General features: G+C 43.9%; 14 protein-coding genes and 1 pseudogene. 10 read left to right on the forward strand and 5 right to left on the reverse strand.

What is annotated here, in order from left to right; all coding sequences use genetic code 11:
• Positions 1-191 precede the first annotated feature (191 nt).
• From AC1ECB_RS08225 to AC1ECB_RS08235, 3 genes are all read left to right on the forward strand, one after another.
• On the forward strand, positions 192-1,481 hold the full coding sequence (locus AC1ECB_RS08225) for an IS91 family transposase (protein WP_485668250.1): 1,290 nt from the start codon (positions 192-194) through the stop codon (positions 1,479-1,481).
• 262 nt (positions 1,482-1,743) lie between these two features.
• On the forward strand, positions 1,744-2,400 hold the full coding sequence (locus AC1ECB_RS08230) for an IS91 family transposase (RefSeq protein ID WP_485668251.1): 657 nt from the start codon (positions 1,744-1,746) through the stop codon (positions 2,398-2,400).
• A 20-nt stretch (positions 2,401-2,420) separates the two neighbouring features.
• Positions 2,421-3,200, forward strand: a complete 780-nt coding sequence (locus tag AC1ECB_RS08235) for a transposase (RefSeq protein ID WP_485669300.1) — start codon at positions 2,421-2,423, stop codon at positions 3,198-3,200.
• 60 nt (positions 3,201-3,260) lie between these two features.
• Here AC1ECB_RS08235 and AC1ECB_RS08240 read toward each other — a convergent pair.
• Positions 3,261-3,788, reverse strand: a pseudogene (locus tag AC1ECB_RS08240) (aminotransferase class III-fold pyridoxal phosphate-dependent enzyme); the annotation flags it as partial.
• A gap of 552 nt (positions 3,789-4,340) precedes the next feature.
• Here AC1ECB_RS08240 and AC1ECB_RS08245 point away from each other — a divergent pair.
• Both AC1ECB_RS08245 and AC1ECB_RS08250 read left to right on the forward strand, forming a co-directional pair.
• Complete coding sequence (locus AC1ECB_RS08245; protein WP_485668252.1) at positions 4,341-5,408, forward strand: hypothetical protein; 1,068 nt, start codon at positions 4,341-4,343, stop codon at positions 5,406-5,408.
• 392 nt (positions 5,409-5,800) lie between these two features.
• On the forward strand, positions 5,801-6,085 hold the full coding sequence (locus AC1ECB_RS08250; RefSeq protein ID WP_485668253.1) for a hypothetical protein: 285 nt from the start codon (positions 5,801-5,803) through the stop codon (positions 6,083-6,085).
• A gap of 59 nt (positions 6,086-6,144) precedes the next feature.
• On the opposite strand, the gene AC1ECB_RS08255 is transcribed toward AC1ECB_RS08250, so the two are convergent.
• From AC1ECB_RS08255 to AC1ECB_RS08265, 3 genes are read right to left on the reverse strand one after another with little or no spacing between them, the layout of a single operon-like run.
• Entirely contained in the window at positions 6,145-7,449 is a 1,305-nt protein-coding gene (locus tag AC1ECB_RS08255; RefSeq protein WP_485668254.1) for an aspartate aminotransferase family protein, read from the reverse strand.
• Positions 7,450-7,473: 24 nt separating this feature from the next.
• On the reverse strand, positions 7,474-9,444 hold the full coding sequence (locus AC1ECB_RS08260; protein WP_485668255.1) for a peptidase U32 family protein: 1,971 nt from the start codon (positions 9,442-9,444) through the stop codon (positions 7,474-7,476).
• A gap of 27 nt (positions 9,445-9,471) precedes the next feature.
• Positions 9,472-10,341 (reverse strand): ABC transporter substrate-binding protein, encoded by an 870-nt coding sequence (locus AC1ECB_RS08265; RefSeq protein WP_485668256.1) that lies wholly within the window; start codon positions 10,339-10,341, stop codon positions 9,472-9,474.
• Between the two features lie 224 nt (positions 10,342-10,565).
• On the opposite strand from AC1ECB_RS08265, the gene AC1ECB_RS08270 reads away from it, so the two are divergent.
• Positions 10,566-11,195, forward strand: a complete 630-nt coding sequence (locus AC1ECB_RS08270; protein ID WP_485668257.1) for a DUF1638 domain-containing protein — start codon at positions 10,566-10,568, stop codon at positions 11,193-11,195.
• A 53-nt stretch (positions 11,196-11,248) separates the two neighbouring features.
• On the forward strand, positions 11,249-14,674 hold the full coding sequence (locus tag AC1ECB_RS08275) for a DNA polymerase III subunit alpha (RefSeq protein WP_485668258.1): 3,426 nt from the start codon (positions 11,249-11,251) through the stop codon (positions 14,672-14,674).
• On the opposite strand, the gene AC1ECB_RS08280 is transcribed toward AC1ECB_RS08275, so the two are convergent.
• Positions 14,664-15,248 carry a YdcF family protein gene (locus AC1ECB_RS08280; protein ID WP_485668259.1) on the reverse strand — a complete coding sequence of 195 codons (585 nt, stop codon included), beginning with the start codon at positions 15,246-15,248 and terminating at the stop codon, positions 14,664-14,666. The two genes, AC1ECB_RS08275 and AC1ECB_RS08280, sit on opposite strands and share 11 nt — an antisense overlap.
• A 226-nt stretch (positions 15,249-15,474) precedes the next feature.
• Here AC1ECB_RS08280 and AC1ECB_RS08285 point away from each other — a divergent pair, with 226 nt between their 5' ends.
• The 3 genes from AC1ECB_RS08285 to AC1ECB_RS08295 all read left to right on the forward strand — a co-directional run bounded on the left by AC1ECB_RS08285 (position 15,475) and on the right by AC1ECB_RS08295 (position 17,793).
• Complete coding sequence (locus AC1ECB_RS08285) at positions 15,475-16,260, forward strand: electron transfer flavoprotein subunit beta/FixA family protein (RefSeq protein ID WP_485668260.1); 786 nt, start codon at positions 15,475-15,477, stop codon at positions 16,258-16,260.
• Positions 16,261-16,279: 19 nt separating this feature from the next.
• The gene (locus AC1ECB_RS08290) at positions 16,280-17,479 is read left to right on the forward strand and encodes an FAD-binding protein (protein ID WP_485668261.1); all 1,200 of its coding nucleotides are present in this window, start codon (positions 16,280-16,282) and stop codon (positions 17,477-17,479) included.
• 86 nt (positions 17,480-17,565) lie between these two features.
• Positions 17,566-17,793 carry an FmdB family zinc ribbon protein gene (locus AC1ECB_RS08295; protein WP_485668262.1) on the forward strand — a complete coding sequence of 76 codons (228 nt, stop codon included), beginning with the start codon at positions 17,566-17,568 and terminating at the stop codon, positions 17,791-17,793.
• Positions 17,794-17,835: the final 42 nt, after the last annotated feature.

Genomic DNA, 17,835 nt, shown 5'->3' on the forward strand with positions numbered 1-17,835 from the left:
CTCGATATACATCTCCCCTCTGCGCTCTCTGTGTACTCTGCGGTTAGAGCCCGTATCCTCAAGGGCGCGATAGCGCTTTTTTAAATATATCAGAAAGTATAAGATTCGGGGTGTAGTCCTTTACTTGATATATCAGAAAGTATAAGATTCGGGGTGTAGTCCTTTACTTGGAATTTTGGTAAAGTAAAAGCATGGCACACAATACATTATGGCAAATATTCTTCGACAAGAATGAGCATTGGGATAAATTTATAAAGCGTCATGGTAGACGTATTCGAGAAGTTGTGAAAAAAGAAATCAACAAATATCGTTATTGTGGTGATAGCAAGCATGGTTATAAAATGCTAGTATGTGAAGGGTGTCATGATGTAAAAATTATACCTTATCGCTGTAAAAGTAGATTTTGCACGACCTGCTCCTGTGGTGAAAGCGAAGAATGGAGTAGGATGATGTCAGAAGATGTTATCCAAACCAATCATCGTCATGTTGTCTTTACGATAGATGAAAATCTTAGAATCATATTTGAGAAGCACCGTAATTTGCTTAAAGGCTTAATGGATGAAGCAGCGCGTATGATTCGTGATTATTTTCAAAAAAAACATAAAGTAATACCTGGAATTATATCCGGATTACATACTTTTGGATCGAAACTGAACTTTAATCCGCATGTCCATATGTTAGTAAGTATGGGTGGTATGAAGGAAAATGGGGAATGGAAAAGTTATGACTTTATCCCTTTTCCCATGCTCCGTAAGCAATGGCAAACAGTGGTGCTTAAACTGATTCGAAAGAGTATTACGGCAGAAGAGAAGAAAAAAGTTCAGCCGCTATTACAACAAGCCTATGTAAATAATGCAGATGGCTTTTATATATATGCCCCGAAACAAAAGGGAAATTTTAAAGAACAATTACAATACATTGGTCGTTATATGAGACGTCCTGCAATCGGTATAAATCGAATAGTAGACTACGATGGTGAAATGGTAAGTTTTCGTTATCATGATAAAAATGATGGTCAAGAAAAGGTTGAAACAATAACGGTGGAAGAATTTATAGGTCGAATCATAAAACATATACCAGATGAACAATTTAAAGTGATTCGTCATTATGGAATCTACTCTAGACGAATCAAAACCCTATGCAAACAATTAATAACAGTTTGGCAAAAAAATGCACGTAAGTGGCTAGTAAAGATAAAGCGGTTAGTAAAAAGAAATTGGAGTCAAAGAATCAAAGAACAGACAGGAAAAGATCCAATGATATGTCCCCATTGTAGTAATTATTATGAATACAAGGGAGAAGTCTGTCTAAAAGAAGGTAAATTGACAGTAAAATATGCAAAAGATAGTATGGCGAGAGCTTATTTAGAAAGGATGATTGACGATAGCACAGGCAATGAGAAAAAAGAAAGCAAAGAAAATAGGCGGGAAGCCAACGCCTCCTCGCCCAAGTACGGTAAAGTATATTTGTTTAGTGTGTGATGAGATTGAGAATATTCCATACCAAGTTGTTAGGAATTTTGACAGAATGGATGACGGTGATCCAACGGTACCGCCACAGTTTGCTTGTCAAAAATGTGGCAATGCGATGTATCCTGAGTATTACAAAGGGGTTCATGGATTTGAGTATAAGATATCTGATTTGAGGTAGACCAAAAGGACGCGTAGCGTTTTTCTTATATATATCAGAAAGTATAAGATTCGGGGTGTAGTCCTTTACTTGGAATTTTGGTAAAGTAAAAGCATGGCACACAATACATTATGGCAAATATTCTTCGACAAGAATGAGCATTGGGATAAATTTATAAAGCGTCATGGTAGACGTATTCGAGAAGTTGTGAAAAAAGAAATCAACAAATATCGTTATTGTGATGATAGCAAGCATGGTTATAAAATGCTAGTATGTGAAGGGTGTCATGATGTAAAAATTATACCTTATCGCTGTAAAAGTAGATTTTGCACGACCTGCTCCTGTGGTGAAAGCGAAGAATGGAGTAGGATGATGTCAGAAGATGTTATCCAAACCAATCATCGTCATGTTGTCTTTACGATAGATGAAAATCTTAGAATCATATTTGAGAAGCACCGTAATTTGCTTAAAGGCTTAATGGATGAAGCAGCGCGTATGATTCGTGATTATTTTCAAAAAAAACATAAAGTAATACCTGGAATTATATCCGGATTACATACTTTTGGATCGAAACTGAACTTTAATCCGCATGTCCATATGTTAGTAAGTATGGGTGGTATGAAGGAAAATGGGGAATGGAAAAGTTATGACTTTATCCCTTTTCCCATGCTCCGTAAGCAATGGCAAACAGTGGTGCTTAAACTGATTCGAAAGAGTATTACGGCAGAAGAGAAGAAAAAGTTCAGCCGCTATTACAACAAGCCTATGTAAATAATGCAGATGGCTTTTATATATATGCCCCGAAACAAAAGGGAAATTTTAAAGAACAATTACAATACATTGGTCGTTATATGAGACGTCCTGCAATCGGTATAAATCGAATAGTAGACTACGATGGTGAAATGGTAAGTTTTCGTTATCATGATAAAAATGATGGTCAAGAAAAGGTTGAAACAATAACGGTGGAAGAATTTATAGGTCGAATCATAAAACATATACCAGATGAACAATTTAAAGTGATTCGTCATTATGGAATCTACTCTAGACGAATCAAAACCCTATGCAAACAATTAATAACAGTTTGGCAAAAAAATGCACGTAAGTGGCTAGTAAAGATAAAGCGGTTAGTAAAAAGAAATTGGAGTCAAAGAATCAAAGAACAGACAGGAAAAGATCCAATGATATGTCCCCATTGTAGTAATTATTATGAATACAAGGGAGAAGTCTGTCTAAAAGAAGGTAAATTGACAGTAAAATATGCAAAAGATAGTATGGCGAGAGCTTATTTAGAAAGGATGATTGACGATAGCACAGGCAATGAGAAAAAGAAAGCAAAGAAAATAGGCGGGAAGCCAACGCCTCCTCGCCCAAGTACGGTAAAGTATATTTGTTTAGTGTGTGATGAGATTGAGAATATTCCATACCAAGTTGTTAGGAATTTTGACAGAATGGATGACGGTGATCCAACGGTACCGCCACAGTTTGCTTGTCAAAAATGTGGCAATGCGATGTATCCTGAGTATTACAAAGGGGTTCATGGATTTGAGTATAAGATATCTGATTTGAGGTAGACCAAAAGGACGCGTAGCGTTTTTCTTATATGTTATATCCAGTCTGATGCGTAATGTTTGTTAAGCCATATGGGCTAACACATCTGCCAGATTATTTAACAGATTATCTAAATCTTCACGGGTGATTACCAGCGGTGGCTGGAAGGCCATAACATTGCGGTCAGGGCCATTTTTGCCAAATAAGAAGCCCCGGTTGTTCATTTGCTCTAAAATAGTATCAAGCTGCTGGGCGGCCGGAGATTTATCAGGGTTAACCAGTTCGGCACCCAACATCAGGCCGTGACCACGAATATCGCCGATGAGAGGGTGCTTTTTTTGCAGCTCGGTCAGACCGCTCTTTAGGTATTCACCAAGCTCGGCAGCACGGGCCGGTAAATTGTTTTTGGCAATTACATCCAAGGTAGCTAAAGCGGCAGCCGAAGTTACCGGGTTGCCGCCAAGGGTTGATGCACCAGGGCGGGTATAGGTATCAGCAATTTCCGGCCGAGAAGTAAATGCACCGACTGGGACGCCATTACCGAGGGCCTTGGCCATGGTCATAATGTCCGGTTCCACGCCATAGTGCTCAATGGCAAACATTTTACCTGAAAGAAGCAATAGGACGGTCCTCAAAGGCTTCAATCGGAAGTTTTGCGCGCAAAAAGGCTCAACTAACAGCTCCCGGCTGCCAGTTGAGCCACAAAACTATCTACGCGCAAAATTTTTGATTGCCTCAGAAGAATGAAGTCGCGGGCTGCCCAGCTATGGAATTTCAATCTTTTTCGACTTATTTCGACGTTTTCTTAAATTATAAATGTATACATTACAATTTTATCTTATCCAGGCTGAACTGTAAATAAGCCATCGCGGGAGCGATTTTGTTCTTCTATTGCTTCCACGGAACCTTTCTGATTACGCAGATCTTTGGATAACTGATAATTAGTTGAATGATTTAAGGGAAGAATGGATTCAGTAGAGTTTAAGAGAGTGTCGCCAACCCCGTCCCCTTGACACTCCCCGTGTTTTCCAGTCCCTTGAATCGAAGATATTGGAAATATAGAAATATAGTGGAATATCAATTAGTTTCTGGTATTGGGCAGGATTATTAAAATAATTGTAGAAAAAATAACCATTATATTTTTTGCCTAGGAGAGTCGATTAATGAATAAAGTAATTGTCACCGGTATAGCAATAGGCATAGACCACGAGATGTGTTCGAGTTGTAATTTCGATTATGAATGGATACTTACAAATCCATCAGTTTTTTTATGGGCAGATAAAGTGGTTGTTCCATCTACAATATGGGAAAGTGTATTCAAAGCCAATTATCCAGACGATTACCCCGAATTAAACAACTCAATTAAACTACTTTTTGAAATGGCTAAGGCGGAGAATATTATTGAGATTGTTTCAACTAAGGATATAATGTCAAATGAGTTCAGCGAATTTTTGGCTTTAGAAGTTGCTAAAGACCGAAAAGCTTTGGCAACTACATTCGCTGAACATATAAAGTTAGGCAACGAGGAGCAAGTACCCAGTCAACTTTTTATTGATGACCAAGAATATTGCACCTCTGTTATTTGGCAAATATATGCAGGATTATTTTTGTCACGGGCAGTTGGTGCCCAATGCTTATTAGATAGAAGAAAACTACATTATTGCAAATACAAATTTGGTTTGGACTATTCATCAAATATAATCTCTGATGCTAAGTTTGAGGCTTTGCAAAACATTTTTGAAACCTACGTTCCAAATGAACCACTTATACATGATTATACATTTTTTCATAAAAAAAATTGTCCTACATGCAGAAATGAGCAAAAATGCTCTGATGAATATTTGTCTTACGTCGAAAAAAGTTTTGGCAATATTATAAAGTGGCGTAATTACGATGAAATTCAGCAAATGAGGCACGTAGTTAATGACATAATTCTGAAGCAGGAAACATACGGTGATTTGGCAGTTGCAGATGATATTGTTCGTGAATTTAACAAGGAAAAGAACAAACTCCAAAAAAATATTAATTTAATATTCCCTCGAATAAAACGGTGGGCAAATGTTACTACCATGGTTTCTGTTCCGGTTGCAATTGCGGGGGCTTTTACTGGTAATCCTTTAGTAGCAGCAACAGCAACAACTGTCGCAGGGGCTTCGATGGTAACCAAAGAAGCAATTGATATGTTTTCTAGTAAACATCGGTGGATAAGCTTCATGACGAAAGGAGCTTAACACTTTTAAATGAATGGTGCATTTTATATTTTAACCTTATTTTTAGAAACCAATTAACCCGATATTGCCTACTATTTTTTCCCAGGTACAAAGGGACAGGCTATCTGTTCCGAATAAAGAAAGATACAGTCTAAACAAGGTAGTGCAATATGGCAAATAGGAACTTAGGGTCAGGCTTGCGTTATTAAGAAATTGCTTTATTTAAAGTAGAAAATAAAACAATTTTGTATATTACGAAGCCTGACTCTGTTCGATTACTGGGGGGAAATGGATAGAGGTGGTAGCGTGAACGCCTGCCTAGGATAAGTAGCGTTTTTTATATGCATTTTAATTAATAAACCCAATTTCAGTGTCATATACTTCAGTAAGCCTTTAAGAAGGGATGGGGTTTGATGATAGGATTTAAGAATCGAACCAGCAAGTTTGGTTCACTGGTTAGTTTACTTGCGCTTAGTGCAATGCTAGTGCTTTTTGCTGCCAATTTTCCGGTATTTATGAAATCTGTTTCCGGACAGGTTTTTGCCGGTATGTGGGCCAGCTTTTCAGTTCTTATGATTGTGACCCATGCTATTCGCTTAACGACTGAGCGTCAGCGGGCGGCAGTAATACTGTTAGCAGGGAAAAAAGATGCCCGCACCCGGAAAAATATTCGCAGGGTGCAGGCTATGCGCGGCTGACAGCAGAAGTTGCCAACAAATTTTTAATATGTTATATCCAGTCTGATTCGGAAGGCTTATTAAGCCATATGGGCCAACACATCTGCCAGATTATTTAACAGATTATCCAGATCCTCGCGGGTGATTACCAGTGGCGGCTGGAAGGCCATAACATTGCGGTCAGGGCCATTTTTGCCAAATAGGAAGCCTCGGTCTTTCATTTGTTCTAAAATAGTGTCAAGCTGCTGGGCGGCCGGAGATTTATCAGGGTTAACCAGTTCGGCACCCAACATCAGGCCGTGACCACGAATATCGCCGATGAGAGGGTGCTTTTTTTGCAGCTCGGTCAGACTGCTCTTTAGGTATTCACCAAGCTCGGCAGCACGGGCCGGTAAATTGTTTTTGGCAATTACATTCAAGGTAGCTAAAGCGGCAGCCGAAGTCACCGGGTTGCCGCCAAGGGTTGATGCACCAGGGCGGGTATAGGTATCAGCAATTTCCGGCCGGGAAGTAAACGCGCCGACTGGAACGCCATTACCGAGGGCCTTGGCCATGGTCATAATGTCCGGTTCTACACCATAGTGCTCAATGGCAAACATTTTACCTGTACGGCCAAAGCCTGTTTGGACTTCATCAATGATGAGCAAAATGTTATATTTGTTAAGAATTTCTTGCACGCGTTTAAAATAGCCGGGTGGCGGGGTGATAATACCGCCATTGCCCTGAATAGGCTCAGCGAAGAAGGCAGCTACCTGGCCGGAGGTGGCTGTTTTTATTATTGCTTCAATTTCGTTGGCACAGGCAAAATCACATTCGGGATGCCGCTTGCCATAGGGGCAGCGGTAGCAGTAGGCATTGGGGGCAAAACTGATACCGCCGACAGGATTAGTATCTGTACGCCACAGTGAGAGGCCAGTCAGGCTCATAGTCAGTTTGGTGCGTCCGTGAAGCCCCTGCCGTAAGCTGATGAATTCCTGTTTGCCGGTATAGATAGAGGCTAGCAAAGCGGCTCCTTCGTTAGCTTCTGTACCGCTGGAACAAAAAAAAGTCTTTTGCAGCCGGCCAGGTGTGATTTGTGCTAGACGTTCCGCCAGATTCACAATATTTTCTGTAAGATAAATGGTACAGGTATGCTGCAAGGTTTGGACCTGGTCACAGATAGCTTTGGTAATCTCAGGATTGCAGTGTCCGCAGTTGACAACCGATACGCCGGCAAAACAATCAAGGTATTGTTTGCCGGTATGGTCATACAGGTATTGCATTTCTCCTTTGACTAGCTGCATGGGCTCATTATAAAAATGGTATACGCAAGGAATGATATAGTCTTGCTTTTTTTGCAAAACTTTTTCCGGGCCAATATATTGGCTGCTGTTTATGTCACTCATGATTTCACCTCTTAAATTGTTAAATTACCGTGATATCCGGTAGCGGAAGGCACCGATGCCCAGCGGCCGCGGACTGGCGTCAGTAAGTCTATTCATGCAGGTTTTATCAAAAGTATAGTTATCGCCGGCAGCCAGTTTGTCAAGTTCTGTCCGGTAGAGCGAGGTGATTAACCCGACAAGTTCTGGCGTATAATGCTGGCCTTCAATCCGGTAATGGTTAATGCCGGCACTCATAAGTGCCGGCAGGTGGGGAAGCAGGCACAAATCTTTAGCAAACAGAATATGGTTGCGGCAGTATTGGTCAATTGCAATGTCATGACGCTCGCCTGCACTGTCGAGGAGAGAGTAGTGCTTTTCTGAACACAAATGGTGGCAGGGATAAGTTGCTGTTTCTTCCAGAATTGCCGAAGGAACACAATGGTCCAGCACCATGGCCTCAATAGCTCCATGGACAATCATTTCCAGAGGTAAGAGACTATTTTTGAATAACTCGGCAATTTGCTCGTAGGTTGCTTCCGGGGAAATTGTAGCCTTGCTGGCACCGTTGGCTTTTAGCCAGGCAGCAGTAAGGTGATTAAATAGGTTAAAGGAGAAGTCAGTTTGAATTGGCATGTTGAGGGTTTGTTGTGCCAAGCGCAGCATACCGCTGTTGGAAACCATAACGCCATGAGGTTTTACGGCCTCCAGGCTGTTGAAGAATTGTTCAGCTTCACCGATTTCCCGTTCCATCGTAATGCGTGGCGTAGTAACAATGACTTTAGCCTGGTAGTTGTTGGCTTCCTTGACGGCAACTGCCAGGTCGGTTAATGTCCAGGGGTTATTAGGTTTAAAGGCTTCACCACCGACATAGACAATTGTAGCGCCATTTTGCAATGCGCTGGTTAACGAGTCTGGGCAAGCCACACGGACTGCTAATTGCGGTCGGGGTCGGTTGGCTGGAGCAGAAGATTTTGTGCGGGTAACAGTTACCGGTGGCAGGGAAACAGTGGCGGCAACGCTTGCTTCTTTGACAGCCTGGCTGAAAAAGCGCGGTTCGCGTTCACCTGTGTAGCCAATGGAACTGGCACCAGGATTACCAAGCGCAAAGCAGGTGGAGAAGTCGCGGGTGCGGTATTCGGAGAGCTCCTGCCAGTCAGACATATCAAAAGTATAACCTGCGGGATCGGCAATATAGCGGTCAATAGCCCGGCGATAGACTTTTACAATCCGGCTGACAAAATCAGCAGTACGCATCCGGCCTTCAATTTTAAAAGAGCAGACACCAGATTGAATTAGCTGCGGTAAAGCCAAGTACATGCACATATCTTTCATCGCTAATTTATAGGGGCCGCGATCATTTGCGGCCACCATTTGTCCGGTAGTGGTATCGATCAACTGATAGGGCCAGCGGCAAGGCTTTAAACAGCGTCCACGGTTAGAACTCTGCCCGAAAACAATCCCCGAATGATAGCATTGGCCGCTATGGGCCACACACATATCACCATGGACAAAGTATTCCAGTTCAATACCAGTACGTTGTTTGAGCAGTGTAAGCTGAGTCAGTGTTAACTCACGGTTGGCTACTATCCTGGTAACGCCATAGTCCATCAGAGCTTTGATAGAATGTTCATTATGAGTATTCATCATAACCGAGGCGTGCAGCGGCACTGTAATATTCATGTCACAGGCCAGTTGTAAGGTAGCTAAGTCCTGGACAATTAGTGAATCTGGCTGAATTTGGTTTAATAGCTTGAGATATTCGCGCACACCAGGAAGTTCCTGTTCGCTAATTAAGTTATTGACAGTGACATAGAGACGGACATTATGGGCATGAGCATATTTTACCGCCTGGGCTAGTTTTTCATCATCAAAATTGGTATCAGTGCGGTGGAGCCGCATATTAAAACGTTTGCCGCCAAGGTATACAGCATCAGCACCAGCACCAATGGCGGCTTCAAGCACGTCCCAGGTGCCGACAGGGGCTAAAAGTTCGACAGATTGCGGGGTTAACAGCATGTATTTCACTCCATGTTTAAAGAATTATTATTCAAATACTTCAGCAGCTTTTGCTAGTAATGTTGGTGGCAGTTCAATGCCTAAATTAGCAGCAACAAACGCATTAAGCAGAATTTCGGGGTTATCAACTATACCGACAGGTATAGCAGCAGGTTGAGTACCCGCAAGAATCTGGGCCGCTTTCACGCTGCAGGTAAGTCCAAGCTTATAGTGGTTAGCTACCAGCGCACCTAATGCGCCTGACGGAACATTGGGGGCATGAGAAGTAATGATTGGCAGGTTAGCTTCTTCAGCATAGTAGGCAACACTGGCAAAATTCTCTTCAATAACCCGGCCAATAGGCAGGAACAGGGCATCAAGGTTAGCAGGTAATTTGTCCGGCAAGGCAGACAAATCCTCTGCCCGGTCGACAGGCAGGTCGATAAGGGTAAAGATAGTACTGGCAGCCTGTTTGAAATTGGTTACCTCCAGCAAGGCATTACTGTCACCAGTATGATATAAGATACCGATTGTTTGAGCGGAAGGTAAAAGCTCGCGGATAAAGTCTAATTTGGCGGCAGCCGGAACCATACCGGCCACGCCGGTGGCTTTACCACCTGGCTTAGCCATACTTTGTGTTAACTTAGCGCCTACAGGATCAAACACAGGCGTAAATACTACCGGAATAGTGCCTGCTAACTGAATAGCCGCCTGAGCGGCGGGGGTGGAGCAGGCAAAAATGAGCTCTACCTTTTGGTTGGCCAGTTTTTCGGCAAGCTGCGGTAAATCGCTCACAGCGCCATCTGCATTCAAGTAATGAAAATGTGCAGTCAAACCCGCTTCAGTCAGTCCGGCTTTAAAGCCGCGGACTGCATCATCCAGGTTTTGAGTTAGTTGTAAAATACCGATTTGATGCAAGTGTATAACACCTCGATGATTATTTTTTATTACATTTTCCACATGGGCTGGATTAATACCTGCCATAATGCTGGAGCAATCTTTAAAGAAAACCAGAATATGTGTTATAATTGTTTACAGTTGTGTTCTATGGAGTGGCTCTGAAAAAGCAGTCACACCGTGGGCGCAGTTTGGAAGTGGATACTGGCGGCAGTCAAGCCAATAGGCAGGAGGTTAGGGTTTAAATGAAAATATGCTTTCTCGGCTGTGGTATTTTTCAATTGGAACTGGAAAAAATTATCGCGGAATTTGAGCAGGAAAAGCTCTTTGATTGTGAGTTTTCCGTAGTGTATCTGCCGCTGCGTGTGCATGTAGACTTAAAAAAATTACAGGAAAAAGTAGTGCAGGCCTTAGACGCGGTGCAGGCAGATAGAGTGATTTTTATGTTTGGCGAGAAATGTCATTCGCTGTTTGATGAATTTTTGCGCGGCTATGATTTGATTCGTTTGCGGGGCTCAAGTTGTTGGGAAATTTTTCTGGGAGAGCTGTTGCCGGATGGGCAGAAGCGCGATCCCAAAACCTTCTATATGACACCCAGCTGGCTAAAGAAGTGGCGTGAATTTTTTGATCCGGGCTGGGGTGTGGATGAAGTGGCTATGAGACAGGCTTTTGCCTTTTATGACAACATTGTGCTGGTTGATACCGGCATTTGCGAATATACGGATGAGGATATACTGGAGTTTTTTGAACATACGCAGGTACCGATTGAAATTGAAACAGGAGATTTGACGTATTTTAAAAATAGTATGATGGAAGCGGTGCGGGAGGCCTTGGCAAGTGAAAAAGATTTTGTGGGACGGAGGCCAACCGATTAAGTTCAAGCTACCAATACAATCTGATGACTATAGAGGAAGGATAATAAGTCTTTATGAATACTGAAAAATATGATGCCAACACTGGAGGCTTTGTCCATCTCCACAATCACACTGAATATAGTCTATTAGACGGGGCCGGACGAATAAAAGACCTGGTGTCCCGGGCCAAAGAACTGGGAATGCCTGCAGTAGCCGTGACTGACCATGGCACCATGTATGGTATTATCGATTTTTATAAACAGGCTAAAAAACAAGGCATTAAGCCCATTATCGGTTGCGAGGTATATGTCGCGCCCCGTTCACGATTTGATAAAGCAGCTGTCGAAGGGGAATCCTACTATCACTTGGTGCTGCTGGCTGCTAATGAGCAGGGGTATCGCAACCTGATCGAACTGGTGTCACGCGGTTATAGTGAAGGATTTTACTATAAACCCCGTATTGACAGGGAGATACTACGCAGCTATAGCGAAGGACTTATTGGCTTAAGTGCCTGTATTGCCGGGGAGATCCCGGCGGCCATACTGCGGGGAGATACTGACAAAGCCGAGGCCCTGGCTAGCGAATACAAGGAGATTTTTGGGGCGGAAAACTTCTTTATTGAGCTTCAGGATCATGGAATGCCTGAGGAAAAACAAGCCAATCAGCAGCTCGTCAAAATAGCGCAAAAATTGGGTCTGGGTCTTGTTGCCACAAATGATGCTCATTATATTAACAAGCAGGACGCCGAATGCCATGATGTGTTGCTTTGTATTCAAACAGGAAAGACAGTGGACGAGCCAGGCCGGATGCGGTTTCCAAGTGACGATTTTTACTTGAAGACCCCAGCTGAAATGGCTGAACTCTTTGCTGAATATCCGGAAGCGTTGGCAAATACCTGTAAGATTGCCGAGCGGTGCGATGTCACCTTCAATTTTGATATACTCTATTTACCTGATTTCCCGACATCGGACGGAACAAGTGATGCTGAATACCTTACCAAGCTATGCCGTGAGGCTCTTTCCTGGCGGTATTCTGAGGTTACACCTGAAGTAACGGCCCGGCTTGACTATGAGCTTGACGTAATCAAGAAAATGGGGTATCCCAGCTACTTTCTGATTGTCTGGGATTTCGTCAACTATTCTCGCACAAAGTCGATTCCCGTAGGTCCGGGGAGGGGTTCAGCGGCAGGTAGTATTGTTGCTTATTTATTAGGCATTACTAGTATTGATCCCCTTAAATACGGCTTATTATTTGAACGATTTTTAAATCCTGAACGAGTATCTATGCCTGATATTGATATTGATTTTTGCTATGAACGCCGCAGTGAAATTATTGAGTATGTTGTAGCCCGTTATGGCAGCGACCGGGTGGCGCAAATCATTACCTTTGGTACTATGGCAGCGCGGGCAGCTATTCGTGATGTAGGCCGGGCGCTAAACCTGCCTTATGGCGATGTTGACCGTATTGCTAAATTGGTGCCTGCCGAACTGGGGATTACGCTAAAAAAGGCATTAACCGCTAATAAGGAACTAAAAGAGTTATATGATACGGAGGATACGGTAAAAAAACTGGTTGACCTGGCGATGGCAGTGGAGGGCTTGCCGCGTCATGCCTCAACTCATGCTGCCGGCGTAGTTATTGCCAAAGAGCCGCTGACACATTTTGCACCCCTGCAGTTGTCAAGCGAGGGTTTTCTTGTCACTCAGTATGATAAAGACCGGATTGAGGAAATCGGTCTGTTAAAGATGGATCTTTTGGGACTGAGAACGCTGACTGTCATCGGCGATGCCATTAAGCTTATTAAGGAGAACCGGGGCGAAGAACTGGATATCGAACAAATTCCGCTTGCCGATACCAAAACCTGTGCCATGCTGGCAAGCGGTGATACCTCAGGCGTATTTCAGATGGAGTCTAGCGGCATGACGAATCTTGTAAAAGAACTTAGGCCGGAGCGGTTTGACGATTTGATTCCACTAGTGGCGCTTTACCGCCCAGGACCGCTTGGCAGTGGTATGGTGTCCGACTTTATTGAGGGTCGTCACGGCAAAAAGATCGTTACTTATTTGCACCCAATACTTGAGCCGATTTTGAAAGATACTTTTGGGGTTATTTTGTATCAGGAACAGGTTATGCAGATCGCCTCGACGCTAGCCGGTTTTACGCTCGGACAGGCTGACCTTTTGCGCCGGGCCATGGGGAAAAAGAAACATGAAGTACTGGCCGCGCAGCGCGAGAATTTTCTCAGTGGAGCAGCTGAGCGGGGGATTGATGCCAAACTAGCCCACGAGGTGTTTGAACTCATGACCCATTTTGCTGACTACGGCTTTAACAAATCTCACAGCGCTGCTTATGCACTGGTTGCTTACCAGACAGCTTATCTCAAGGCACATTATCCCCAGGAATTTTATGCCGCTTTGCTGACAAGTGTCATGGGTACGAATGATAAGATTGGTTATTATATTGAAGAATGCCGTCGCCGGAAGATAGCTGTTTTGCCACCAGATATTAATGCCAGCGGCAGGGCCTTTTCTGTTGACCGCGGCGCGATACGCTTTGGTCTGGCAGGTGTAAAAAATGCCGGCGATAATGCGTTGGAAAGCATTATTGCGGCCCGGAAAAAAGGCGGAAATTTTACTTCACTCGTCGATTTTTGCTCTCGCGTAGATATGCGGCTTGTCAATAAACGCGTGATTGAGAGTTTGATTAAGTGCGGCGCCTTTGACTCGCTCAAGGCTCGCCGGGCTCAATTTTTGGAAGTGTTAGAACAGGCCGTGGAGGTGGCCGCCTGCCGGCAAAAGGATGCCGCAAGTGGACAATTAGGGCTGTTTGGTGATGATACGCTGGAATGTGTTAATGATGTTGTTCTGCCTGACATAGCCGAATTGCCTCAGGAACAACTGTTGGCGTTGGAAAAAGAAATAACCGGTTTTTATATAACCGGTCATCCGTTAGATAAATATCGTGCTAAGCTTGAGACTTTGCCTGCGCTGGGAAGTTTGGCAGAAGGGCAGTACACCGATGGGCAGCTCATTCGTGTGGGTGGACTGATTGCCAGTGCTAAGCGCATTAATACCAAAAATGGCAGTATGATGTGCTTTGTTGCTCTTGAAGATTTCACCGGACAGGTAGAAGTCATTGTATTTCCCCGGGTTTTTGAAAAAACAGGTCGTCTGCTGGCTCCTGACTTGCCGGTAATGGTTTACGGGCGTCTTAATATTCATGAAGAAGGTGCCAAAATTATGGCTGACGATATTCTTCCTCTTGGCAATGCCGGGGCAGAGGTTAGAATCACCTTGAATAAAGACCAGGAAACGTCTGACGTTTTAGCCGGACTAAAAAAACTGCTCAATAAATATACCGGTTCGTCGACCGTTTATTTGCATCTTGTGGATAGTCGCCGGGTAATCAAAACCGAGCGGGATTTTTGGATTGAGCCGACACCGGCGGCGCTTGCCGCCATTGAAGGGCTTTTGGGAAAAGGGACAGTCACTACTTGTTAAACACTAAAAGCGATAACATGGCCGCTCCTTCACGGGCATACTGCTTGGCCGTAAGGTAGGCGTTGTCTGCCATAGGGGCTGGCGAACCGCTGGCCTCTATACCCAGCTGCCGGGCAAGTACTAAGGAACGTCTAATGTGGGAGGCATTAGAAACAATGATGGCCTGACGAAAGCCTTGCTCACGCATAATCGTTTTTGAATTGAGCAGATTTTGGTATGTATTATAGGATTTATCTTCCAGATAAATTTTTTCAGTTGGAATACCGCCGTCGACCAGATAGCTGCGCATGATACTGGCTTCGGTGGCTATCTCATCAAGTCCCTGGGCACCGCTGACGATAATAGTTGGTGCGTAGCCCTGCTTATACAGCTGGATGGCTTCATCGAGACGTAACCTGAGCATAGTGCTAGGCTGGCTGCCAATAAGTTTGGCCCCTAACACAATGATGGTATCGCTGGGCAGTGGTTTTGTCAGGTGGCCTACCGCAATAATGGGGATTTCAACAACAGCCACAGTGAGTATGACTAGCAGTAATAGATAACGACGTAGTTTTTGGTGGATGAATAGCTTCATACTTGTTGCCTCCGGATGATGCAAGTTTTTCTTTACCCTTATTATAACACCATGAGTTATTTTGTGTGATAACTGACGTAAAGCCACCTCTAAAAATCGGTAATGCTTTCCTTTATAGTCTTAAGTTTTACAAAAAATGTTGCAGTTTCCCAGTAAATAATATTAGAATAAGAGAAGGCCTAATTTGTGACCCTTACTATGAGATATTACAACAGGAGGATATTTAATGGACATAGTAGTCTGTGTCAAGCAAGTGCCTGACACCACTGAAGTTAAAATTGACCCGCAGACAAATACATTGATTCGTCAGGGCGTACCAAGCATTGTAAATCCTTTTGATAAAAATGCGGTAGAAGAAGCCTTGAAGCTAAAAGAAAAGCATGGCGGCAAGGTCACGGTTATTTCGATGGGACCGGCTCAGGCCAAAGATGCTTTGAAAGAGTGTATTGCACTTGGGGCTGATGAAGCTATTTTACTAAGTGATCGTGCTTTTGGCGGAGCGGATACGTTAGCTACCAGCCGTACCTTAGCTGCCGGGATTAAGAAAATCGGTAATTTTGACGTAATTCTTTGTGGCAAGCAGGCCATTGATGGTGATACTGCCCAGGTTGGACCGGAGATTGCCGAGCATCTGAACATTTCCCAAATTACTTATGTTTCCAAATTGGAAATTACTGATGGTGTTGTTCGGGCTGAACGCGAACATGAAGAAGGTTATGAAGTTTTTGAGACTAAGCTGCCAGTGCTTTTGAGTGTGGTGAAATCAATTAATGAACCACGCTATCCTAGTATCAAAGGCACTATGAAAGCCAACCGCAAAGAGATTCCTATCTGGACGGCTGCTGATGTTGACGTAAATCCTGAGCATATTGGACTTAAAGGCTCGCCTACCCAAGTGCGCCGTATCTTTACCCCCAAACAGCGGGTACAAGGTGAGATTATTCAGGAAGATAACGCTCGTACTGCTGTAAATCGCTTGCTGACGAAACTGAATCAGGCGAAAATCATCTGATTAACAGGGGGTATTTTAAATGGGTGTAATTATAGAAAAAGAACAGTGTATTGGCTGTAGTGCCTGTGTTGGCGCCTGCCCATTCGGCGCGATTGTTATGGAAGATGATAAAGCTGTAGTTACCGATACTTGTACAGTATGTGGCGCCTGTGTTGATGTATGTGCTGTAACGGCTATCACCCGTCCTGCTGCCGGAGAACCGGCGGTAGATACCAGTGAGTATAAAGGCGTTTGGGTATATATTGAGCAGTTTCAGGGTAAAGCCCGGAGTGTCGGGCTTGAACTATTAGGCCAGGGACGCATATTAGCAGACGCTATGGGACAGGAATTAGCCGCCGTACTTATCGGCGATGATGTGGCACCATTAGCCAGGGACCTGTTTGCCAGTGGTGCAGATAAAGTGTATTTAATCGAAGGTGCAGAATATAAGCACTATAGTACAGATGCTTACACTATTGCAATTACGGATTTAATTTATACCTATAAGCCGGCGGTTATTCTCATGGGGGCGACCAATGACGGGCGTGATCTTGGCCCACGGGTAGCCTGCCGGGTAGGTACAGGTCTGACAGCTGATTGTACCAGTCTGGGGATTGATGAAGAATCAGGGCTTGTTGCCTGGACTCGTCCGGCCTTTGGCGGCAACATTATGGCTACTATTCTTTGTCCTAACCATCGCCCACAGATGGGGACTGTCAGGCCAAATGTTTTCAAACGTCCCAAGCCGGATATGTCCCGTTCAGGGGAACTGGTTCGAGTTGCCAGCAAAGTTAAGGCAGCTGACATTCGCACTAAGCTGATTGAAATTTTGTCACTTGCTGACACGGCCTCCTGCAATCTGGAAGAGGCTGAGTTTATTGTTGCCGGTGGCCGGGGTATGGGGAAACCGGAGAATTTTGTGCTGATTGAGGAACTGGCTGCTGTATTAGGCGGTGCTGTTGGCGCTTCCCGCGCCGCAGTTGACGCTGGTTGGAAACCAGCCATTCACCAGGTTGGGCAAACTGGCAAAACAGTAGCCCCCAAGGTCTACATTGCCTGCGGCATTAGCGGCGCTATCCAGCACTTGGCAGGGATGTCGACATCTGACATCATTATCGCCATCAACAAAGATGCTGATGCACCTATCTTTAAGTCGGCCAACTTTGGCATTGTCGGTGATGTTTTGGAAGTATTGCCGATATTAATTGAGGAAATTAAGAAGCTTAAACAGGCTTGTTAATGAATGCAATAAGTCCCGCGCGCAGGGATATTAGCGTGCGGGACTTTTTTCTAAGGGTACAAATACAATTGTGGAGGAATAATTAAATGCCAATATATGAGTATTCATGTAAAAAGTGTGGTAAATCAGTAGAATTGCTGCAGAAAACGGGTGTAGATAAACCCGGTATTAATTGCCCGGATTGCGGTGAAGACGCCTTAATTAAAGTACTATCCGTAACAGCACCGTCTCAAATGGGGAAACAATCGATGAATGGGTGCAGTATGCCCAATCATACGGGAGCTTGTGGTGGTTGTTGTTCTGGATGCCATTAAAATAACGCTTGGCAGGAAGAAGCCTTTTCTTAATATATTAAG

The organism is Sporomusa sp. 246TCP1 (assembly GCF_057319775.1).